This is a genomic window from Methylocystis sp. Uni0008, assembly GCF_056838045.1.
In genome coordinates, this window is the sequence record NZ_CM166370.1 from 2124117 (window position 1) to 2144023 (window position 19907).

A 19907-nucleotide genomic window follows, 5' to 3' on the forward strand; every position below is an offset into this window, starting at 1 on the left:
GACGGGTGCCGGGAAACTCTCTCCCGGTCCTCAACCCGTCATGGAAATCGGTCCAAGCTCTCACTCTCTTGGGAGGTTGCCAGAATAAGTGATTGCTCTGCAACAGGGCGTGCCGGAAGCGATGTCGTTAGAGAAAACATTAATTGCACTCAAGTCTCGAGAGCAGCGAGCGGCTGTCGGCAAGTAGTTAAGACAAACGATTCATCGCGCCGGCGATTTGCTTGCCGATGGCGTCCACGGCCTGATGAAGTGGGGACGCAGCAAGGTGAGCGTAACGCGCGGTGGTGTTCGGTTGCGAATGGCCGAGCAGCGCGCCAATTATGGGGAGGCTGAGACCGTTAGCAGCGCCGATGCTCGCGAAACTGTGGCGCAAATCGTGCAGTCGGATGTTTTGGAGCTGCGCAGCCTTGCAAATGTGTTCCCACGGTTTCCGTATAGATCGGAGCGGTTCCGATAGCCGCTTGCCGGGAAAAACATGCGGATTGCCTTCGATTCGCTCGACACATGTTAAAACCGTCAGCGCCGCTTCTGAAAGATAAACGGTCTTTGCCCCAGTTTTGCTGTCAGGAAGGAGTAGTAAACGTCTTTCGAGATCGACGTTTGACCATTGCAGTTCCAGAATTTCGCCGAGTCGGCATCCCGTGAGCAGCAACAGTCGAATCGCAGCGACTGCATGTGGATTCTGTGAACGCGGCTTCGGACGTTTCTTACAACCGCCGTTGCGACTTTTTTGGGGTTCGCTTGGCATACGTTGAACATCGGGCACGAGGCGTCCCTCCTCGGCTGCGGCCAACGCCTTTCCCAGACGGGCAAATTCATCGAACGACAGGTAACGTTCTATCTTGTGTTCCGCAAAGCGCTTGGCCCCGCGGCACGGATTGGAATTCGGAGGACGAAATTTCCAATCCTCGGCCAGTTCGAACATTTTCGATAGGAGCGCTTGAACGCGGTTGGCGACGATTTCGCCACCGCGCACAATGCGCCTGCCCTGAAGTTTCGTCTTCTCGTCCTTCGCGGTTTTACCTGCTGCCACATCCCGCATGACGCGCGCAATGTCTTGGCGCTCGACCTCTGAGATTTTGAGTGAGCCGATCAGCGGGATGATGTGATTGTCGAGGTTTCGTCGATCCTGAGCAAGTCCTGAAGGCTTCTTATGCGGTCGAGCATATTCATCAATATAACGCTGTCCGAGCGCGGCGACGGTCGGCTCGGAGCGATCTCGCGATCGTTCGAGAGCCGGGTTTCCGCCAGAGGCGATTAGACCACGTAGACGGCGTGCCTCGTTGCGCGCCTGCTCGGCTGTAAATTCGACGCCGTGGCGTCCGATGGTGACGCGATGGTCGCGACCAGCTCGCCCATATTGCAAGACATAGATGCGGGCTCCCTTAGGGGTGACCTTGCAACCAAATCCAGGAATCTCGGTGTCCCACAGGAACGTGTCGCACAGCGCAGGCTCGATTGCATCGACCGATCGCTTAGTGATTTTGTCGCGCATGCCTCCTCCAATTTGGCTGGAAGGACGTCACTCGAAACGAGAAAAAGGTTAGCGTTCGAGCACCGTTCTAGCAAGGCGTCAGCAAGGTGGAGACAGCAAGTCGCAGGATATCGGGGCGCAGAATCGGATACGCACGGGTGCGTCGCGCCTATCACAAGTATCTGATTATAGTATATTATCGCAGCAATTCGTAAAAATGGCTGGTGCCCAGGGGCGGGATCGAACCACCGACACTGCGATTTTCAGTCGCATGCTCTACCAACTGAGCTACCTGGGCTCGCGCGGACGCGATGTGTTGCGGCTTATAGAAAGCGCGCAAGGACTTGTCCAGACCCGCGAGCCTACCGGAAGCGCGAGATTGGATTCCGCGCGCCGCGAAGACGCGCGCCGCCGCGCCGCGAACCAAAAGCTCTGCGAAGAAGCGGCTTCGTTGCCTTCCGGCCGCGATGCCCGCTTGCCCACGGCCGCGACGCCCGCTTGCCCGCGCCGCGCGCTTCGCCTAGACCGGCGCAGCAGCAGGAGGCAGGATGAGCAGCATCAAGAGGATCGGCGCGGGGCCGCGCATGAGCCAGGCGGTCGTTCGCGGCAACGCCGTCTATACGGCCGGCCAGGTGGCGGACAAGTCGAAGGGCGGCTCTGTCGCCGATCAGACCCGCGAGATTCTGGCCCAGATCGACGCGCTGCTCGCCGAAGCCGGCAGCGCCAAGGCGAATATCCTGTCGGCGACGATCTATCTCGCCGACATCTCGACCTTCGCAGAGATGAACAGCGTCTGGGACGAATGGGTCGACAAGGCCAATCCGCCGGCGCGCGCCACCGTTGAAGCAAAGCTCGTCGCGCCCGCCTATAAGGTCGAGATCGCCGTCATCGCCGCGCTGTAGCGCCGCCGTTGCAAACCCCCGTCAAAAGCGGCGCGCGTTCATAAACGCGCGCCGGCGCCGCTCAGCGGATTTTCCGGGTCATAGGCGTAGCGCACGGTCTCGAAGCGCATGCCATGCGCGTCGATGAGCAGCAGGCGGCCCACGAGCCCCTCGCCAAAGCCGACGATCTCGCGCACGACTTCGAGCGCCATCATCGCGCCGACGACGCCCGCAAGCGCGCCGAGAACGCCCGCTTCCTCACAGGTCGGGATTTCGCCTTGCTGCGGCGGCGTCGGAAACAGACAGCGATAGGTTGGATTGGGGCCGTCGGCGCCATGCTCGAATGGCCGCAGCGTCGTCAGCGACGCGTCGAAGCCGCCGAGCGCCGCGGTGACGAGCGGCTTTCTCTCGTAGAAGCATGCGTCAGACACGAGATAGCGCGTCGCGAAATTATCCGAACCGTCGGCGACGATATCGTAGCGCGCGATCAGCGCGCGCGCGTTGGTCGCATCGAGCCGCAGCGCATGCGGCTCGACCACCACATGCGGATTGATGCGGCGGGCGGCGTCTTGCGCGCTGTCGACCTTGAGCCGGCCAACATCCTGCGTCGCGTGGATGACCTGGCGCTGCAGGTTCGACAGGGAAACCGCGTCGTCGTCGACGACCCCGAGCGCGCCGACGCCGGCCGCGGCGAGATATTGCAGCAAGGGCGCGCCGAGCCCTCCCGCGCCGACGACGAGAACCCGCGCCGCTTTCAGTTTGCTTTGGCCCGGCCCGCCGATGTCGCGCAGCACGAGGTGCCGGGCATAGCGTTCGATCTCTTCAGGGGTAAGGCTCAACAGGCGCTCCGGCGCCGCGCAGGGGTGCGGCGCGGGCGACCATAGCGGCTTCGCCCCCGCGCCTCCAGCGCCGGCGATATCGCCCCACGATCGAGATTCAGGGTTGCACAGGCTGGCGATTTTTTGCCGAGCGGCGCTCGCCGTCGCCCTCCTGGCTCGTGGCGCGCAGCGCTTCAATGCCGACGCCGCCGAGCGCCGCCGCGCCGCGGGCGTAGGCGATATTGTCGAGGAATTGCCGCGCGCAATTCTCCCAGGTGTAGGTCAGCGCATGCGCGCGCGCCGCCTCGCGGCTGATGTCGAGCGCCGAGAGCGCCGCCGTCCGCAGATCCTCGTTCAGCGCGCCCGCGCCGCTCGCGCCGATGACGTCGAGCGGCCCCATCACGGGATAGGCCGCAACCGGAAGGCCGCAGGCCATGGCTTCCAGCATCACCATGCCGAAGGTGTCGGTGCGGCTCGGAAAAACGAATGCGTCTGAGGAGGCGTAAAGCGCGGCGAGTTCGGCGCCCGTCTTGACGCCGAGGAACTTCGCCTGCGGAAATCTGGCTTCGAGCCCGACGCGCGCCGGTCCGTCGCCGGCCAGCAGCTTCGTGCCCGGCAGATCGAGCGACAGGAAGGCTTCGATGTTTTTTTCGACGGCGAGACGGCCGGCGTAAAGGAAAATCGGCCGCTCGTAGGGAAGCGGCGCCGCCGCGTCGGGCGTAAACAGCGCGTGATCGACGCCGCGCGACCAGCGCAGCAGCCGCCGAAATCCGCGCTCGGACAGTTCCCGCGAGAGGCTCGGCGTCGACACCATCACGCCGGCGCCTGCGTTATGGAAGCGGCGCAGCGCCGCATAGGCGAGCCCGACCGGCAGTCCGAAGCGCGCCTGGATATATTCGGGAAAGCGTGTGTGAAAGCTCGTGGTGAAGCAGCGGCCGGCGCGCAACATGACGGCCCGGGTCACGAGGCCGATCGGACCCTCGGTCGCGATATGGACATGATCATAGCCGTCTCCGAGACGCCGGCGGACGGCGCGCGGCGAGGCGAGCGCCAGCGCGATCTCCGGATAGGTCGGCATCGGCAGCGAATTGAAGTCGCGCGGCGTCAGAAAGTCGATCTCGGCGCCGAGCGCGCGCGCGGATTGCGCCATGGCCTCGAGCGATCTGACGACGCCATTGACCTGCGGACGCCAGGCGTCCGTCGCCACCAGTATGCGCATCAGGCCGCCGCCGCTCTCTCGTTCGTCAAAGCCTTGGCGCGCTCTGCGGCGTCCGCCGCCGCGCGTTCAGCCGCCGTATCGTGCCAGCGCAAGATCTCGAAGACGCCGTCACTGTGTTCGGCGATCGCGGTGCAGCTCTCGACAAAGTCGCCTGTATTGACGTAGAGCTTGCCGGAGATCGTCTTGATCGTCGCGTGATGGATGTGGCCGCAGATGACGCCGTCCACATTGCGGCGCGCCGCTTCGGAAGCCAAAGCGTTCTCGAAATCGCCGATGAAATTTACGGCGTTCTTGACCTTCAGCTTCGCCCACGCCGAAAGCGACCAGTAGCCGACGCCGAACATACGGCGCGCGCGGTTGAACCAGGTGTTGACGACGATCGCGAAGTCATAGGCCCAGTCGCCGAAGAAGGCGAGCCAGCGCGCGTTGCGCACGACGATGTCGAACTGATCGCCGTGGATGACGAGCATGGTCCTGCCGTCGGCGGTTTCATGCAGCGCGTCCTCGACGACTTCGACGCCGCCGAAATTCAGTCCGGCGTAGTCACGGGCGAATTCATCGTGATTGCCCGGCACATAGATGACGCGAGCGCCTTTTCTCGCCTTTCGCAGGAGCTTCTGGACCACGTCGTTATGCGCCTGCGGCCAGTACCAGCCGTTCTTCAGACGCCAGCCGTCGACGATGTCGCCGACGAGATAGAAAGTGTCTGCGTCATTGTGCTTGAGAAAATCGACCAGCAGCTCAGCCTGCGCGCCGCGCGCGCCAAGATGAAGGTCGGACAGGAAAATCGTCCGATACCGCTTTACCGCATGATCGCTTGCCGGATCTGACATTTGCGCCGTGTGGGACCGCGCCGCTTGGAGGACATTCGATCTGGCGTTTCTGTCGAGCATGAGCCTGTTCGCCTCTCGCCTTCGCCGCTTTGAACTGATTGACCAGATTCGCATCACAGGCGGATGACACGTCGGCAAGGCTCGATGCCTGCGAAAGCCGGACGGGATGTCGCGGACCGTTCGATATTTCGAACGCAATCGGCTATCTTGCCGGACCGATTCTGAAAATGGATGGGCGCGTAGAGCGCCAGGAATTGATGGGCGTCGAAGGCCAGGACAGGCAAAAAATGATGGAGGCTGGCGCGCTGGCGCTGTCAGGCCAGCTTGGCGCCACCGTGCAGCGGTTGCGGAAGGCCTATAATCTGTCGCTTTCCGAACTGTCTCAGCAGTCCGGGGTGGCGAAATCCATCATCAGCCAGATCGAACGCAACGAAACGAATCCGACGCTCGCCACGATCTGGCGTCTGGCGCAGGCGCTCGACGTCTCGATCGAGCGGGTGCTGCAGACGGCCGAAGACGAACCCTTCCTCGAGAAGACCAGCAAGGCGGACACGCCCATCCTGGTCTCCGACGACGGCAAATGCCGTCTGGCGATCATCGGCTGGATCAAGACCGTTGAATGGCTGCAGTGCTACGAATTCGCCGCGGATCCAGGAGGCGTGCTGGAATCGGACGCGCATCAGCGCGGCTCGGTCGAAAGCCTCTCCGTGCGCGAGGGCGAACTCGAGGTCGAGGTCGCCGGCGCCAGGTCGAGCGTGAAGGCCGGGGAAACCTTGCGCTACCGCTGCGATCGGCCGCACGTCATCCGCAACCTCGGCTCGACGCCGGCGCAGGCGACGATGGTCTGCATTCTCAAGGCTGCGGTGATGGAATGAGGCCGCCGCAGGCGTTCGAGCGTCTGCGGCGAGCGACGACGCGGCTCAGGAGTCCAGGCCGCCGACGTGCTTTTGCGAGTAGAGCTGGACGCCGAGCTGCTTGATCAGTTCAAGCTGCGTCTCGAGGAAGTCGATGTGCTTCTCCTCGCTCTTGACCACGCTTTCGAAGAGCTGCTCCGAAACGCGGTCATTGATCGAGAGGCAATAGGCGGCGGCTTCGAGATACAAGTCACGGGCGCCGAGTTCGGTGGCGAGATCCGCCTTGATGATCTCCTCTACCGACTGACCGATGCGCAGCGGATCGAGCACCTGCATGTTCGGAAAGCCTTCGAGGAACAGGATGCGCTCGGCGAAATGATCCGCGTGATGCATCTCCTCAATGGATTCTTCCCGCCATTTCTTGGCGAGTTCGAGAAAGCCCCAATTGTGGAAAATGCGGAAATGCAGCCAGTATTGATTGACCGCCGTCAATTCTGCGCGCAAACCGCGATTAAGATACTCGATGACTTTCGCGTCACCGCGCATGTCCGCATCCTTTCCATGAAATAGACGTCAGGCCGCCAGTTCGTCGGCGCGACAGCCCTCACAATCGCCGTTCCCTGGACACTCGTCCAACCCTCGCGCGGCGTGCTGGTCGACGATGGCGACGATGCTGCGCACACAGCGCCCGCATTTCGCCTCGCAACCCATATGCCGGAACACCGCTGCAACCGAAGGCCGGTCGCCGCGGGACCCAAGCGTATCGCGCACATCGCGGTCCGACAGGACGTTGCACGAACAGACGATCATTGCTTAGCCTAGTTTGGAAAGATTGCAAACTACTTTCTGGAAAGGCTGCAAACCTCCTAGTTTGGAAAGATTGCAAACTACCTTTCGTTTCAGTAGGTTACACCTCTTCCCATGGTTTGCCAACTCCGATGTCGGCTTTCGGACAGAAGGCCGCATCGATGAACTCAAGTGGCAAGGACCGTGCCGGTTCATCAAATTCATTTCGGACCGTTCGGCCGCAGGGCAAGAGTTTGAAAGAAAAGAGCCGCGAGAGGCCCTCGGCTCAGATTCAGTGGAGCCGAGACCAGCTTTGACGGCTGCCGATCTCATGGCGCATCCTCCTCATGGGAAGTCACGGAACCGTTGAGAGAATGCGGGCGAACGCGCTGAACCAGGGCTGAAATTCCCGTTCATCAGAAGGTTATGAATGCTGAAGCTCTTGGGCGCGCTGGATCAGGGCACGACGAGCACGCGTTTTGCGATTTTGGATGCGTCCGGCGAAATCCTCGCCCAGGCGCAGCGCGAGCATCGCCAGATCTATCCCCGCCCCGGCTGGGTCGAGCACGACGCGGCGGAAATCTGGCGAAACGCTCAGGCCGTGATTGAAGCGGCGCTGGCGAAGGCTGGACTCTCGGCAGCGGACCTCGCCGCCGTCGGCGTCACCAATCAGCGCGAGACGACGGTCCTGTGGGATGCGGCGACGGGCGCGCCGCTCCATAACGCCATCGTCTGGATGGACACGCGCACCCAGGCCGCCGTCGATCGCCTAACGGACCAAGGCTTGGGCGATCTCGTCCGCGCAAGAACGGGACTGCCGCTCGCGACCTATTTCTCCGCTCTCAAGCTCGGCTGGCTCTTCGACGAGATCCCCGGCGCGCGCGCAAGCGCCGCGCAAGGAAAGGCGCTTTTTGGCACGATCGATTCCTGGATCATCTGGAATCTGACCGGCGGCCCGGGCCGAGGACGTCACGTCATCGACGCGACCAATGCTTCGCGCACCCAGCTGATGAGCCTGCAAACGCTGGGCTGGGACGAAGAACTGCTGCGGATCTTCGACATCCCCGCGGCCTGTCTGCCGGAAATACGCTCCTCGAGCGAAGTTTACGGCGAATGCGTCGGCGCGCTCGCGGGCGTTCCGCTCGCCGGCGCGCTCGGCGACCAGCACGCCGCGCTGCTCGGGCAAGCCTGCGTCAATGCGGGCGACGCCAAGAACACTTACGGCACCGGCTGCTTTCTCCTCATGAACGTCGGCGAGACGCCGCGCGTCTCGACCAAAGGCCTGCTGACGACGCTCGCCTATCAGCTTGGCGACGCCAAACCCTGCTACGCGCTGGAGGGCTCGATCGCCATCGCCGGCGCTCTGGTGCAATGGCTGCGCGACAATCTCGGCGTCATCAAAGAGAGCCGCGAGATCGAGGCGCTGGCGAGGAGCGTGCCCGACAATGGCGACGTCTATTTCGTTCCCGCCTTCTCTGGTCTTTTTGCGCCGCGATGGCGCGGCGATGCGCGCGGACTGATCGCGGGGCTGACGCGCTTCTCCAACAAGGGCCATATCGCGCGCGCCGCGCTCGAAGCGGCGGCCTTCCAGACCCGGGAGGTTCTGGCCGCGATGATGGCGGACGCAGGCGTCGATATCGGCGCGCTCAGGGTCGACGGCGGCATGGCGGCGAACGACCTGCTGATGCAGTTCCAGGCTGACATCAATGACGCGCCGGTCGTCCGGCCGCGGCAGCTCGAACTGACGGCGGTCGGCGCCGCCTATGCGGCGGGCCTCGCCGTTGGCGTCTATCGAAGCCTCGACGACATCGTCGCGCATGCGCGCGAGTCGCGCCGCTTTACGCCCGATATGACGCCGCAGGAGCGCCTGCGGCTCATCGCCTCATGGGAAAAAGCTGTCGAGCGTTCGCTCGGCTGGGCGATCTGACCGGCGCGCTATTCGAAATCGACGCTTAAACCGTGCTTTTCGAGCTGTCGTTCGACCGCGTCGAGAATTTTCTGCAGCTCCTCGATCTCGATCGGCGTTTCGTCATCGGGCGCATCCCAATGGTCGAGATCATCGAGACGCACGACAAAATCGGCGTCTTCGTCCGATTCCGCGTCCGGCGCCGCTGCGGGAATGGTGAGCGTCCTCCCGTCGCGGCGCACGCGAATCGCGCCCTCCGTCATCTCGACCTGATAGCCGCTTCCGCGTCGCGCCATGGCTCCCTCCAGCCTTGCGGCTCTCACTCCTCGACAAGTCCGGCGCGAACGGCGGCCTTGCGCATGAGCGTCGGCAATCCCTCTTTATCGAGATTGGCGCGCGCCGCCCAGCGGCAATCTGCGGGCGGCGCTTTGGCGCGCGTATGCGCGACGAACACCGTCGCGTCGAGCGCGAAATGGGTGAAGACATGCGTCACCGGCGCGTCGAGCGCGCGCCATTCCGCGGCGCAGGGCGCGAAACGCGAGAATTCGGCGGCGCCGACGTCCTGCGTCAAGGGCGTCGAGGGAAAGGCGTTCATGCCGCCAAACAGTCCCTTGGGCGGCAATCGGCGCAGCAGCGCCTCGTCGCCGCGCCGAAGGATGAAGATCGCGCCGCGGCGCCGGGGTTTTGGCGCTTTGGCCTCGCGCGCCGGATAGTCGCGCTGCGCGCCAAGGCGCCGCGCCGCGCAGCAGGACGACAGCGGACAGGCGGCGCAGCCCGGCGTTCGCGGCGTGCACACCAGCGCGCCGAGCTCCATCAGCGCCTGAACTGAATCGCCGGGCCGCGCATGGCTCATGAGCGCTGCGGCCTTTTCGCGAATCAGCGGCGCGGACTTTCGCGGCGGGCGCTCGATCGCATGCAGCCGCGCGACGACGCGCTCGACATTCCCGTCGACCGCGACGCAGGGCTGATCGAAGGCGATGGCGGCGATCGCCGCCGCCGTATAGGGGCCGACGCCGGGAAGCCGCCGCAGGGCCGTCTCCTCGCGCGGAAATCCGCCGACGGAGTCCGCGACCGCGCGCGCGCAGGCGTGCAGGTTGCGGGCCCGGGCGTAATAGCCGAGCCCCGCCCATAGCGCGAGAACGTCGTCGAGCGGGGCGCGGGCCAGATCCTCGACCGTCGGCCAGCGGGCCAGAAACTCCCTGTAGCGGTCCTTCACCGTGGCGACGGTCGTCTGCTGCAGCATGATTTCCGACAGCCACACCCGATAGGGGTCCGGCGCTTCGCCGCGCCTCGCGCGCCAGGGCAGCTCGCGCCGCGCGGCGTCATACCAGGCAAGCAGCGCTTCCGCCGGTTTGGTCGATCTCGCGCGAGGCCTTATCATGAGCGCGATTGATAGAGGGCGAAGCCTCGCCCCCGCAAGAAGGGCGGCCCGGCCGCAAGCTCGATGAGCCTCTCCCCGCGCGCCAAAAGTTTCGCGCGCCCGCTCGCGGATTACGTCCTGCGCGAACTTGATCCGCTCGTCGCCGCGCGCGGCTTCGGGGAAGCCTCGCTGCTTTTGTGCTGGCGCGAGATCGTCGGCGCGCGGATCGCCCGGATCTGCGCGCCCGCCTCACTGCAATGGCCGCCGCGCGCGCGGACGAAACCGGCCGAGCCGCCCGGCGCAAAACGCCGCGAAAAGACGCCGCGCGAGCCGGCCACTCTCGTGCTGCGGGTTGACCCGGGCTTCGGACTCGAGCTGCAGCATCTCGCGCCGACCATCATCGACCGGGTCAACGCGCATCTCGGCTGGCGATGCGTCGCGCGGCTCTCGCTGCGGCAGGAGGAACTGGCTCCCGCGTCCCCTGCCCGGCCGAGCCCCGGCCGCCCGCCAAAGGCCGACGCGGCGGCCCGCGCCCGCGCCGCCGAGGCGGTCGAGGGCGTCGCGGAAGAGGCCCTGCGCGCCGCGCTCATCAGGCTCGGCGAACGCGCGCTCGCCGGCGCGATTCAGGACCCCCGCGACGCTTGACGCCGGTCTTGCAAAGGCTTGCAATCGCGCATAGGTTCGCGCCGCTCAATGCCGCCATAGCTCAGTTGGTTAGAGCACCAGATTGTGGATCTGGGGGTCCCCCGTTCGAGCCGGGGTGGCGGTACCATGCTCTTAGTGCGCCACATTCAGGCCTGGTCCGCCGGGAGCAAGGCGACTTATGAGTTGGCGGAAAAGGCTTCAGGGCAAGCAGCCGGAACGCGACCCGCGGCCGATCTATGTCGCAACCTTCGGTCTGCTGATGTCGGCGGCGAGCTACGCCATTCCCGATGAAGGCGTGGCGGGAGCCTTTTTCGGCTCCGGCCTGATCACGGCGGCCTTCTGCATGCTCTATTGGCTTGCCAACCCGACCGGCGGCCTCGATTGAGCCCGTCCATCGAAGGCCTTTGAATCCGGCTGTCGAATTCGCTGGGCCTGTCATTCCCGGCAGGCCGGAGGCCTGACCGGGAATTCCGAGCAACGTTCAAGAATTTGGTCGGACGCGGGATTCCCGATCGCGCTACGCGCCTCGGGAATGACATCGAGCGATTCCGGTTACAGCAGATTGCCTTCCGAGATGGCGCGAAGCGCGAAGCCCAGCGCAATGATGCCCCATCCTTTGAACAGCAGATCGATGCCGAGGAAAGTGCCGATCGCCCAGAGTCCGGTGAACGGCCAGCCGGTCAGCAACAGCGCGCCGAGCACCAAAGCGACGCCGCCCTGCAGGAGATACATCCACAGACCCTCGATTTGAGAGGTCAGCGCAAAACCGATGATGAGTATGCCTTCGGCAATGAAATAGAAGGCGATCAGCAGCGTGATCGCTTCGGCGCTGATCGCCGGGCGCGTCAGGAGCATGATTCCAACGACCGCCAGCAGAACCGCCCACAGCACGTGAACGAAAAAGTCGGTCCACAGGCCCGCCGCCGAGAAGGCGAAGATGAGAACCGACACCGCGCTGACGATGAGCAGCGCGCCCAGAAAGCCGACCGCGATGAAGGTCGCCATTCGGGCGCGGATGATCGCCAGGATTCCCAGCGCCCCGACAAATATCCCCAAGGCTATGACCCAGCCCCAGTGTACGGCGAGGACGTCGGGGGCGGCCGAAACGAAAGAGTCAAACTGGCGCTGCATCTAAGGGCTTCCATGGCAAGGTGGGTGAAAGCCAGATCTTTGCCGATCACAGGCAAATAGCAAGCGGATAATTCCGCGAAGAACGCGCCTCCACTGCTTTGTGGCCGACGGAAGATACGCCGGCTTTTCCGAGCGACGCGAAACCACGAACATAGAATCAGCCTCGGAGGGTCCGAGCAAAAGCGGCCCGTCGTGAGCGGCGTTCAAGAGCGTTCGCTGTCGAGATGGCTCATTTGCGCCTTCGCATATCGCTCTCCCGCGACGGAATCGGCGATGTTCTCCAAAGCGGAAAGCGCCTCGCCATCGAGCGTCAGCGAAAGCGCGCCAAGCGATTCTGAGAGCCTGTCCCGCCGCCGCGCGCCGACGAGCGGCGCGATATCGTTGCCGCGCGATACAACCCAGGCGATGGCGACCTGTGCGACGGTCGCGCCTCTGGCGTCGGCGACGCGCTTGATCTCGTCTGCGATCGCCAGATTCTGATCCAGATTGGCGCCCTGGAAGCGCGGAATAGTCGCGCGAAAATCCATTGCTCCTGTTTGCTTCTGGGCTTGCCAATGGCCGCTGATCAGCCCGCGCGACAGCACGCCATAGGCGGTGAGGCCTATGCCGAGCGCACGGCAGGTCGGGAGAATCGTCTTTTCAATTCCGCGCGAGATCAGCGAATATTCGATCTGCAGATCGGCGATGGGGTGAACGGCGGCCGCCCGGCGGATCGTCTCCGGCCCGACTTCCGAAAGTCCGATGAAGCGGACGTAACCCGCCTTGACCATGTCGGCGATGGCGCCGATCGTTTCCTCGATGGGCACGTTCGGGTCGAGCCGCGCCGGCCGATAGACGTCGAGATGATCGACGCCAAGGCGCTTCAGACTGTAGGCGAGCGATGTCTTCACGGCGGAGGGCCGCCCGTCGAAGCCGATCCAATTTCCGTCCGGATCGCGCTGCGCGCCGAATTTGACGCTGAGAATGGCGGCGTCGCGCGGGCGGCCGCGCAGCGCTTCCGCGATCAGCATTTCATTGTCGCCCATGCCGTAGAAATCGCCTGTGTCGAGCAGCGTTACGCCGGCGTCGAGAGCGGCGTGAATGGTGGCGACGCCTTCCGCGCGGTCCGATGCGCCGTAGAGGTCGGACATGCCCATGCAGCCGAGGCCGAGGGCTGAAACGACCGGGCCGTTCGCGCCGAGTTTGCGAGTGATCATTTAGGATCTCCTAAAGCCGCAGATCGATGCGGATTGACGACGCCCGCAAACCTGTCTGCGCCGCGCAACTATATGTTACTGCATCCCTGCTCGCGGCCGCGCATGAGCTTATGCTTGCCGGGCGCAATGAGAGCGAAAGAACCGTGCCGCGCCATTTCGACCCTGCGCTGATCAATGATCAGTTCGATGATCCCGGACTTTACGTCGATCTCGTTTTCGAAAAGCGGGCGCTGCTCTTTGATCTTGGCGATCTCGCGCGGCTTTCGCCGCGAAAGATGCTGCGCATCAGCGACGTCTTCGTGACGCATCTGCACATGGATCACTTCGCCGGCTTCGATCAGCTGCTGCGGCGGCTGCTCGGGCGCGAAATGACGCTGGGCGTTTATGGGCCACGCGGCATAATCGATGCGGTTGAACATAAGCTCAGAGCCTATTCCTGGAACCTCATCGCCGGCTATGACGGCAATCTGACGTTCCGCGTCACCGAAATCGACGAATCCGGATCCAAGTCTTCCGCGTCCTTCTCGGGACGAACGCAATTTGCGCGTCGCGATGAAGAGAAGAGCGCGCCCAGCGATGGACTGCTGCACAAGGAATCTGGCATTCAGGTTCGCGCCACGACGCTCGATCACGGACTGCAGGTTCTCGCTTTCGCTCTGGAAGAGCGCGCGCATATCAACATATGGCGCAACAGGCTCGATGCGATGGGCCTCGCCGTGGGCCCGTGGCTACGGACGTTCAAGGATGCGACGCTTCGCGGGGTCGACGATGCGGCGCCCATCAAGGTCAGCTGGAATGATTCGGCAGGCGAGAAGCCCGACGCTCTGCCCTTCGGCCTGCTGAAGAAGAAGATCATGAAGATCTCCTCGGGCCGCAAAATCGCTTACGTGGTCGATTGCGCCTACACCGACCGCAACATCGAACGCATCGTGCAGCTCGCGGCAGGCGCGGACACGCTCTTCATCGAAGGCGGTTTTCTGGAGTGTGACTCGGCCGCCGCCGCAGCGCGGCGGCATCTGACGGCGCGTCAGGCGGGAACGATCGCGCGTCTCGCCGGCGCGAAGCGCCTCGTGACCTTTCATTACTCGCCCCGCTACAAGGGACAAGGCGCGGAGCTTGCGCGCGAAGCTCAGGACGCGTTTCTTAAGCTGAAGACGCATTCGGAAGCGGGAAGCAGTTCATGAAAATTTTTCGGGCGACGGCGTTTTTCGTTTTTGCGGCGCTGTTCTTCTCCCCAGTCGCCGGCGCCGGCGCAGAGAGAAGCCGTTCCGTCATTTCGCTGACCGTGACCGAGGATCAATATTCCGGCGGGCGCATCTACCTGCCGGTCCGCGTCGGCAACGTCATGGGAACCATGCGCCTCGACACGGGGGCGTCCAGCACCCGCCTCAGGCTGGCCGCATGGAACAAGGATCTGCCCATTCTCGGCCACAGCGCGTCGACGGGAGCGTCGGGCGCGTCGATGCAGTGCGACGAGGTTGAAGCGCCGCAGGTCGAACTCGTCGCCAGCCAGGGCGCCAACATCGGGCGGGCGAAATATGAGGTCACGCGCTGTCCGCCGGGCGACGGCGATGATCTGTTGGGAATCGATTTTTTCAAAGGCGCGCGCTTCAGCCTGGATATCGATCGCCGCGAGCTCGTTTTCTTCGGAGACGCGACGGCCGGCGGCCGGCCGAAACCGTTCCGGCGGCTGGGACCCGACGGGCGGCTCGTCGGCGTCGACCTGCGCGTCGGCAATACCACTGCTGTGGGCCTGTTCGACTCGGGCGCGGAAGTCTCGGCGGTCGATCAGCAATTCATACGCAAGCACAAGGGACTTTTCGTCCCCGTAAGGGCCAAGGCAAGCGCAAGCGGCGTCGGCGGCAACCGCATTTCGCTCAACGTATACAGGATCAAGTCGCTGGATCTCGGCGAAGGCCGGGTTCTGCGCGATCTTTATGTCATCTCCTACGACTTCGGCCGCTTGCGCGCCGCTCTCGGTCGAAACGTTCCCTTCCTGCTGGGCGTCAATCTGATGAGGAGATTCGCCTGGGATTTCGATTTCCGCAGCCCGGATTCGCCGACCTGGGACGCAAAGCTGAAATAGAGAGGGACGGCGCGCTCGCATCGCGCGGCGGGTCCTCCGCCAAGGTAAGAACCGAGACGAAGGGCCCGCCCGCGAACGCGCCTAGAAGTTCACTTTTGTCGCGAGATAAAAGCTGCGTCCGGGAGAGGGATAGCCGTCCGTCACCGTATAGAGCTCGTCGAAGAAATTGCGCACGCCGGCCTGAAATTTGACGTTGTCGGTAGGCTGGTAGTCCACGTTCAAATTCGTTAGGAGGTAAGGGTTGGTTCGGTAATACACGAGGCCGGTCGAGACGCTGGTCCATCGACTGGTCGCCATCTCGATGTTCGGCATAATGGTCAGCCCCGGGATCGGACGATAGCCGGCGTAGAAAATCAGCTTTGCATCGGGCACGCCGATTGGCTGGAGCGTGACGATCCCTGTGAGCGTCCTCCCCGAGAAAAACAGGGATGGCGGCGCATCCAGGCGGCGGCGGATCAGCGTCAGATTGCCGCCGAGCGAGAAATCCTCCCGCACGAAATAGTCGGCCGATATTTCCGAGCCCCAGAAGCGGGCCTGGCCGACATTCTGTTGCTGCGTGGTAGGGACGCCCGTAGGGTCGAGTATGGGAACGCCTTGGATGAATCTGTCGACGAGGCTGTAGAAGACGTCGATCGAGACGCGGCTGCCGGGCGCGAATTCGGAGGACCAGCCGAGATCGAAATTGGTGGCGCGTTCGGGCTTCAGTCCCGGATTGGACGTTTGGCCGCCAAAGCGGGAGCTGAATCGCTCGAACAGCGTCGGGTAACGGGTTCGACTCGACACTTTGAAATAAAGGCGGTCCTGATCGGTGTAATGCCAGATCGCGGCGCCCTGATAATTGGGCGCCTGTACGTCCTTGGGCGTATATTGGAAGTAGCCGCGATCCGTAGTCCACTCGTCGGCCTGTCGCAAGTGCCGCCAGTCGTAGCTGAAGCCGGCGACGAGATCGATGTCCTTGCGCGGATGGAACGTGTTTTCGACCGCGACCGAATAAGTGTCCTCCTGGCTTGTCTGGAGCGGCTCGAACAAGCAAGGCACGCCCGTGAAGCATCCGACTCTTCCCCTCGGGTCGTTGTTTGGGAAGAGCCCGCTGAGAGTATTCCGGCCGAAGCCTTTCTGTTGTTCGCCATGATTGTCGAAGCGGTAGAAGAACAGGCCTTTCAACGTGTCGATGTCGCCGAACTGGTGGCCCGCCTCGACCTCGGCGCCGAGAGAATAATCCATATAGGGGCTGATGAAGGAGCGCTGCAGGGATTGAGTGATGAACGACTGGTTGTCATAGGCGGTGAGGCCATTGTCGAATTTGGTCCAGTAGCCGCGCGTCTTGACATAGGAGGCGTCGCCAAGCTGGGTCTTGGAAAGGAAATAGAGATTCTGCACCCGCCAGTAAGGCCATCTCCAGAAGCGCTGGCTCGCAAGCGGATCGGTGATATGCAGCGGCGCTCCCTTCTCACCTTCCTGGCGGTTGAAGCTCAGCGAATATTCGTCCGTCGCATTGGGCGTAACGCCGACCTTGGCGCCAATGTTGAAGTCGCGTGAATAGGATTGGCCGCGCATGCCCCAGCCTTGCGTCAGCGTCGACCTATAGCTCGCGGGCAGCATCCATCCGTCCATCGTTTGAAAGGTGCCGCTGAGCTGCGCGTAATAGAGATCCCTCTTCGTGCCGGCGTAGGCATAGGCGCGCGGTCCCAGGAATGTGCCGTCGCGGCCGAATTCGAGTTTCGCCCTTCCTTCGAACTCCAATTCGCGAGAGGGCTTGCGCGTGACGAGATTGATCTGGCCGCCCATGCCGCCCGGCCCGTCGAGCACCGAGACGTAGCCCTTGGCGATTTGGATTTCGGCGATATCGGCGGTGAGAAAACGCGCGAAGTCAAGCCGGTTGTCGGCCGGCAGGTAGACGCGCACGCCGTCGATGGTGAGCGGCACCTGCCAGCGGTCGAAGCCGCGCACATAGATGTTCTGCTCGTTGCGCGTGCCGCCGACAAGTTGGCTGTTCACGCCCGGCGCGAGATTGACCGCGGAGTCCAGCGTATCGCGAGAGAAAGTCTCCATCTGTCTGTTGGTGATCGTATAGCCGCCAAAGGCGTCGGTATGCTGTCGGGGGGTCGGGCCATTATCGATTTTTTCCGACGGGGACCATGTGGGAGGCGGCGCGCCCGCGCCGGCGCCGACGCCGCCAGGAGCCGCAGGCGCAGCGACCTTCGTCGGAAGCCCGAGGCGGCGTTCGCCGACCTTGATCTGTCCGAGTTCAAACGCTTTCGGCGAACGCACCTCGATCGGCGGCAGCTGAGTCTGCGCGCCGGCGCTCGTCAACAGCGAAAGAAGAACGCCGCCTGAGATCGCCGTCGAAGTAAGCAGCCTGGTCATCTTTGCCCCCATGAACGTCAGAGAGAGTTGAGGAAAGCGAGCAGCGCGTCGCGCTGGCGTGCGGGAAGTTTGCGGAAGGCTTCGGCCGACGCTTGCGCTTCGCCGCCGTGCCAGAGGATCGCCTCGGCGGGCGTGCGCGCCCTGCCGTCATGCAGAAAATTGGCGCCGTCTCCGCCTTTGCCCGCGAGACCCAGCCCCCAGAGCGGCGGCGTTCACCAGTCGCGCGGACCAGCCTCGAAATCCTCGCGGCCGTCAGCGAGTCCTTCGCCCATGTCATGCAGCAGAAGATCAGCGTAGGGATGGATCTCGACGCCATTCAGCGCAGGCTGCAGCGGAAAATTCGCAACGTGCAGCGCCTCGCGATGGCAGGCGGCGCAGCCGATCTCATGAAACAGGCCCTCGCCGTCTTTGACGCGAGCGTCTTCGAGATTGCGCCGCGCTGGCGGCGCGAGCGCGCGGATATAGGTTGAGACGGCGTCGAGTTGCGCGTCTGTCAGCTCGGGGGTCGACGCGCCGTGACATTCGCTTCGAGTCGACGCGCAGTTTTCGTCAGGGAACAGCGACGAGGTTATGCCGATGTCCTCGGCGAAAGCGTTGGCGATCTGCTGCATGAGATCGGGCTGATTGGCTTTGAGCCCGAAGCGGCCGAGCGCCTTGCGATTGGTCTCGACGCTGAAGACGAAATTCGGCCTGCCCTTGCCAGCGAGAATCTCGGCTTCGGACACAGCTTCGAGCAAACCCAGACCGAAGACAGGCGGCGCGTTGCGCAGCGACGTCTTTGTCTGTGGTCCGAGCGGACCGTAAGCGAGATTGCGGAACGAGAGCGTCGGGCGGCGAAGCGTTATCTTCTCGCCCTCGGAGAGCGAGACGTCGAATTCGGCGTATTCGACGACGGCCTGACCTTCGCCAGCGACGCCGGGAACGCCTTCGGGATTGAGCTGAGCGCCGTAAATGGGATGGGCTCGTGGTCCGCCAAGCGCGTCCTTCCCATCGACGCTCAGCCTCGCCGCCATCGTGCGCGCGAGCCCATTTTCCAAATCCGGGGCGGCGCCGCGACCGTTCTTGACGTGGCAGGCGATGCAGGAAAGCCGATTGTAGAGCGGTCCGAGACCGGTAAAGTCAGGATGATCCTGCGACGGCCCGATCACCCATGCTTGACGGAATATGCCGCTTCCCTTGCGGAAGCTCGCGGCCTGTTCGACCTGCAAGCCCTCGACAGCCTGTGTGAAGGCTTCGCTTTCGGGGCCGCTCGCCTCGTAGCGCGCCGCGCCGGCCAGCAGCGCGGCGCATAAAAGGACGCCGAGGCGTTTCACGGTGCCGCGTCCAGGCTCACAACCAGCGCATGCGCCTTTTGCCGTGAAGCGGCGATCTCCTTACGCCACTGCGCGATCTGCTGCGGATCGATGGCGTCGCGACGCGCGAAACGCTCAAGGAAGTCAGTCGCGCGCGAGTCGGCGTCGGAGACCGGAACGAAGCCGGCGAGTTTCCTTGCCTCGGCGACGACCGCCATCGCCTTTGCGTCGCCGGCGAATTTTTTTTCGGCGTCGTGCAGCTTTCGCCACAGCTCGGCGTTCGCGGCGTGGTTTTCGACGATCGCCAGATCGAAGAGGAGCGTGATCAGCGGCGGGCGCCGGCGGCCGATCTCCGAGTCATAGTCGAGTATCGTCGACGCCGGCAGCGCAAAGGGATTCGTAAAGCCCTCTGGCGCGTTCTGATAGGCGTCGGGTCGCGCCGGATGGCGGCGGCTGTCGCGCTCCATCATCAACTGCTGGCCTTCCTTCGACAGCAGGAAGTCGATGAAGGCCTGCGCGCCGGCGGCGTGTTTGGAGCCGGCGGCCATCGCGACATGGGCGGGCAGGAACGCCGTGCGCTCCGGATAGATCATCGCGAGCGGCGCGCCATTGGCTTTGGCGCTCTCGGCGATGAAATCGATGGTCAGAGCAAAGGCGGCCTTGCCTTCGCGCACGGACGCCGTCGGCGCGAAGCCGGACTCGAGCAGCATCGCCTCGCCGGCGACTTCGCTGAGGAGGCGCCACCCTTCGGTCCAACCTTCGCTTTGAAGGACGATATCGTAAAGCGCGGGCGAAAAGCCGACCTTTCCAGCGACCGGCATGGCCGTCCGGCGCGAATATTGTGGCGACGCGAGGTCGCGCCAACGCCGAGGCGGGTCGAAAGTCCGGCCGCGGCAAGCGCGCCCGGATTGACGACGATCCCATAGCCCGCGACGTCATAGGCTTCGTAAAAGCCGTCTTTGTCGGACAATTGCTGTGCGCCCAGCCGGCCGGGATAGGCGGCGCGGTCGACCGAGATCTTGCGGAACGCGCCGCGGTCGCGAAGAAGCGCAAAATTTG

At 63.7% G+C, this 19907-nt stretch carries 19 protein-coding genes, 2 tRNA genes and 1 pseudogene; 8 read left to right on the forward strand and 14 right to left on the reverse strand.

The genetic code is table 11. The features are described from left to right. Positions 1-187: 187 nt before the first annotated feature. Entirely contained in the window at positions 188-1495 is a 1308-nt protein-coding gene (locus AC0X69_RS10610) for a tyrosine-type recombinase/integrase (protein WP_482607477.1), read from the reverse strand. 201 nt (positions 1496-1696) lie between these two features. Then, positions 1697-1772: transfer RNA gene (locus AC0X69_RS10615), tRNA-Phe, on the reverse strand. 250 nt (positions 1773-2022) lie between these two features. On the opposite strand from AC0X69_RS10615, the gene AC0X69_RS10620 reads away from it, so the two are divergent. Continuing rightward, on the forward strand, positions 2023-2376 hold the full coding sequence (locus tag AC0X69_RS10620; protein WP_482607478.1) for a RidA family protein: 354 nt from the start codon (positions 2023-2025) through the stop codon (positions 2374-2376). A 38-nt stretch (positions 2377-2414) separates the two neighbouring features. Here the strand turns inward: AC0X69_RS10620 and AC0X69_RS10625 are convergent, their stop codons facing one another. The 3 genes from AC0X69_RS10625 to AC0X69_RS10635 form a co-directional block, all read right to left on the reverse strand. Next, positions 2415-3194 carry a HesA/MoeB/ThiF family protein gene (locus AC0X69_RS10625; RefSeq protein WP_482607480.1) on the reverse strand — a complete coding sequence of 260 codons (780 nt, stop codon included), beginning with the start codon at positions 3192-3194 and terminating at the stop codon, positions 2415-2417. A gap of 97 nt (positions 3195-3291) precedes the next feature. Then, positions 3292-4392 carry a glycosyltransferase family 4 protein gene (locus AC0X69_RS10630; RefSeq protein WP_482607482.1) on the reverse strand — a complete coding sequence of 367 codons (1101 nt, stop codon included), beginning with the start codon at positions 4390-4392 and terminating at the stop codon, positions 3292-3294. After that, positions 4392-5225 carry a UDP-2,3-diacylglucosamine diphosphatase gene (locus AC0X69_RS10635; RefSeq protein WP_482613363.1) on the reverse strand — a complete coding sequence of 278 codons (834 nt, stop codon included), beginning with the start codon at positions 5223-5225 and terminating at the stop codon, positions 4392-4394. Before AC0X69_RS10635 ends, AC0X69_RS10630 begins: the two co-directional genes overlap by 1 nt. Before the next feature lie 257 nt (positions 5226-5482). Between AC0X69_RS10635 and AC0X69_RS10640 the strand changes: the two genes are divergently transcribed. Further along, a complete protein-coding gene (locus tag AC0X69_RS10640; RefSeq protein ID WP_482613365.1) occupies positions 5483-6100 on the forward strand; it encodes a helix-turn-helix domain-containing protein in 618 nt (205 codons plus the stop codon). A 45-nt stretch (positions 6101-6145) separates the two neighbouring features. Here AC0X69_RS10640 and bfr read toward each other — a convergent pair whose 3' ends face one another. Together bfr and AC0X69_RS10650 are read right to left on the reverse strand one after the other, a co-directional pair. After that, entirely contained in the window at positions 6146-6625 is a 480-nt protein-coding gene (bfr, locus tag AC0X69_RS10645) for a bacterioferritin (protein WP_482607484.1), read from the reverse strand. Positions 6626-6652: 27 nt separating this feature from the next. Further along, complete coding sequence (locus tag AC0X69_RS10650; RefSeq protein ID WP_482607485.1) at positions 6653-6889, reverse strand: (2Fe-2S)-binding protein; 237 nt, start codon at positions 6887-6889, stop codon at positions 6653-6655. 406 nt (positions 6890-7295) lie between these two features. Between AC0X69_RS10650 and glpK the strand changes: the two genes are divergently transcribed. Then, positions 7296-8792 carry a glycerol kinase GlpK gene (gene glpK / locus AC0X69_RS10655; RefSeq protein ID WP_482607486.1) on the forward strand — a complete coding sequence of 499 codons (1497 nt, stop codon included), beginning with the start codon at positions 7296-7298 and terminating at the stop codon, positions 8790-8792. 8 nt (positions 8793-8800) lie between these two features. On the opposite strand, the gene AC0X69_RS10660 is transcribed toward glpK, so the two are convergent. Beyond that, positions 8801-9067, reverse strand: coding sequence for an Imm74 family immunity protein (locus AC0X69_RS10660; RefSeq protein WP_482607488.1), 267 nt, complete (start codon positions 9065-9067; stop codon positions 8801-8803). Between the two features lie 23 nt (positions 9068-9090). Beyond that, complete coding sequence (gene mutY, locus AC0X69_RS10665) at positions 9091-10152, reverse strand: A/G-specific adenine glycosylase (RefSeq protein WP_482607489.1); 1062 nt, start codon at positions 10150-10152, stop codon at positions 9091-9093. A 63-nt stretch (positions 10153-10215) separates the two neighbouring features. Between mutY and AC0X69_RS10670 the strand changes: the two genes are divergently transcribed. From AC0X69_RS10670 to AC0X69_RS10680, 3 genes are all read left to right on the forward strand, one after another. Continuing rightward, entirely contained in the window at positions 10216-10776 is a 561-nt protein-coding gene (locus AC0X69_RS10670) for a DUF721 domain-containing protein (RefSeq protein ID WP_482607490.1), read from the forward strand. A gap of 50 nt (positions 10777-10826) precedes the next feature. Then, a tRNA-His gene (locus tag AC0X69_RS10675) sits at positions 10827-10903 on the forward strand. A 51-nt stretch (positions 10904-10954) separates the two neighbouring features. Beyond that, complete coding sequence (locus tag AC0X69_RS10680; protein WP_482607491.1) at positions 10955-11161, forward strand: hypothetical protein; 207 nt, start codon at positions 10955-10957, stop codon at positions 11159-11161. A gap of 167 nt (positions 11162-11328) precedes the next feature. On the opposite strand, the gene AC0X69_RS10685 is transcribed toward AC0X69_RS10680, so the two are convergent. Both AC0X69_RS10685 and AC0X69_RS10690 read right to left on the reverse strand, forming a co-directional pair. Next, complete coding sequence (locus AC0X69_RS10685; protein ID WP_482607493.1) at positions 11329-11907, reverse strand: HdeD family acid-resistance protein; 579 nt, start codon at positions 11905-11907, stop codon at positions 11329-11331. Positions 11908-12110: 203 nt separating this feature from the next. After that, positions 12111-13103: an aldo/keto reductase gene (locus AC0X69_RS10690; protein ID WP_482607494.1), complete on the reverse strand. Its 993-nt coding sequence runs from the start codon at positions 13101-13103 to the stop codon at positions 12111-12113. Positions 13104-13129: 26 nt separating this feature from the next. Between AC0X69_RS10690 and AC0X69_RS10695 the strand changes: the two genes are divergently transcribed. Both AC0X69_RS10695 and AC0X69_RS10700 read left to right on the forward strand, forming a co-directional pair. Continuing rightward, positions 13130-14287 carry a ribonuclease Z gene (locus AC0X69_RS10695; protein WP_482607495.1) on the forward strand — a complete coding sequence of 386 codons (1158 nt, stop codon included), beginning with the start codon at positions 13130-13132 and terminating at the stop codon, positions 14285-14287. Beyond that, entirely contained in the window at positions 14284-15189 is a 906-nt protein-coding gene (locus AC0X69_RS10700; RefSeq protein WP_482607497.1) for a hypothetical protein, read from the forward strand. The genes AC0X69_RS10695 and AC0X69_RS10700 overlap by 4 nt, the downstream gene beginning before the upstream one ends. An 81-nt stretch (positions 15190-15270) precedes the next feature. Here AC0X69_RS10700 and AC0X69_RS10705 read toward each other — a convergent pair whose 3' ends face one another. From AC0X69_RS10705 to AC0X69_RS10715, 3 genes and pseudogenes are all read right to left on the reverse strand, one after another. Beyond that, entirely contained in the window at positions 15271-17556 is a 2286-nt protein-coding gene (locus tag AC0X69_RS10705) for a TonB-dependent receptor (protein ID WP_482607498.1), read from the reverse strand. A 17-nt stretch (positions 17557-17573) separates the two neighbouring features. Then, a pseudogene (locus tag AC0X69_RS10710) lies at positions 17574-18869 on the reverse strand (di-heme oxidoreductase family protein). Beyond that, positions 18866-19669 carry an ABC transporter substrate-binding protein gene (locus tag AC0X69_RS10715; protein ID WP_482607499.1) on the reverse strand — a complete coding sequence of 268 codons (804 nt, stop codon included), beginning with the start codon at positions 19667-19669 and terminating at the stop codon, positions 18866-18868. Before AC0X69_RS10715 ends, AC0X69_RS10710 begins: the two are co-directional and overlap by 4 nt. Positions 19670-19907 lie beyond the last annotated feature (238 nt).

What these genes read in the sequence shown, in the direction of transcription:
- AC0X69_RS10630 (WP_482607482.1), bottom strand. Translation starts at nt 4,392, where the DNA reads ATGCGCATACTGGTGGCGACGGACGCCTGGCGTCCGCAGGTCAATGGC.
- AC0X69_RS10705 (WP_482607498.1), bottom strand. Translation starts at nt 17,556, where the DNA reads ATGACCAGGCTGCTTACTTCGACGGCGATCTCAGGCGGCGTTCTTCTT.
- AC0X69_RS10660 (WP_482607488.1), bottom strand. Translation starts at nt 9,067, where the DNA reads ATGGCGCGACGCGGAAGCGGCTATCAGGTCGAGATGACGGAGGGCGCG.
- AC0X69_RS10695 (WP_482607495.1), top strand. Translation starts at nt 13,130, where the DNA reads ATGCGGATTGACGACGCCCGCAAACCTGTCTGCGCCGCGCAACTATAT.
- AC0X69_RS10680 (WP_482607491.1), top strand. Translation starts at nt 10,955, where the DNA reads ATGAGTTGGCGGAAAAGGCTTCAGGGCAAGCAGCCGGAACGCGACCCG.
- AC0X69_RS10640 (WP_482613365.1), top strand. Translation starts at nt 5,483, where the DNA reads ATGGGCGTCGAAGGCCAGGACAGGCAAAAAATGATGGAGGCTGGCGCG.
- AC0X69_RS10650 (WP_482607485.1), bottom strand. Translation starts at nt 6,889, where the DNA reads ATGATCGTCTGTTCGTGCAACGTCCTGTCGGACCGCGATGTGCGCGAT.
- AC0X69_RS10715 (WP_482607499.1), bottom strand. Translation starts at nt 19,669, where the DNA reads ATGCCGGTCGCTGGAAAGGTCGGCTTTTCGCCCGCGCTTTACGATATC.
- AC0X69_RS10690 (WP_482607494.1), bottom strand. Translation starts at nt 13,103, where the DNA reads ATGATCACTCGCAAACTCGGCGCGAACGGCCCGGTCGTTTCAGCCCTC.
- bfr (WP_482607484.1), bottom strand. Translation starts at nt 6,625, where the DNA reads ATGCGCGGTGACGCGAAAGTCATCGAGTATCTTAATCGCGGTTTGCGC.
- AC0X69_RS10685 (WP_482607493.1), bottom strand. Translation starts at nt 11,907, where the DNA reads ATGCAGCGCCAGTTTGACTCTTTCGTTTCGGCCGCCCCCGACGTCCTC.
- AC0X69_RS10620 (WP_482607478.1), top strand. Translation starts at nt 2,023, where the DNA reads ATGAGCAGCATCAAGAGGATCGGCGCGGGGCCGCGCATGAGCCAGGCG.
- mutY (WP_482607489.1), bottom strand. Translation starts at nt 10,152, where the DNA reads ATGATAAGGCCTCGCGCGAGATCGACCAAACCGGCGGAAGCGCTGCTT.
- AC0X69_RS10635 (WP_482613363.1), bottom strand. Translation starts at nt 5,225, where the DNA reads ATGTCAGATCCGGCAAGCGATCATGCGGTAAAGCGGTATCGGACGATT.
- AC0X69_RS10610 (WP_482607477.1), bottom strand. Translation starts at nt 1,495, where the DNA reads ATGCGCGACAAAATCACTAAGCGATCGGTCGATGCAATCGAGCCTGCG.
- AC0X69_RS10700 (WP_482607497.1), top strand. Translation starts at nt 14,284, where the DNA reads ATGAAAATTTTTCGGGCGACGGCGTTTTTCGTTTTTGCGGCGCTGTTC.
- glpK (WP_482607486.1), top strand. Translation starts at nt 7,296, where the DNA reads ATGCTGAAGCTCTTGGGCGCGCTGGATCAGGGCACGACGAGCACGCGT.
- AC0X69_RS10670 (WP_482607490.1), top strand. Translation starts at nt 10,216, where the DNA reads ATGAGCCTCTCCCCGCGCGCCAAAAGTTTCGCGCGCCCGCTCGCGGAT.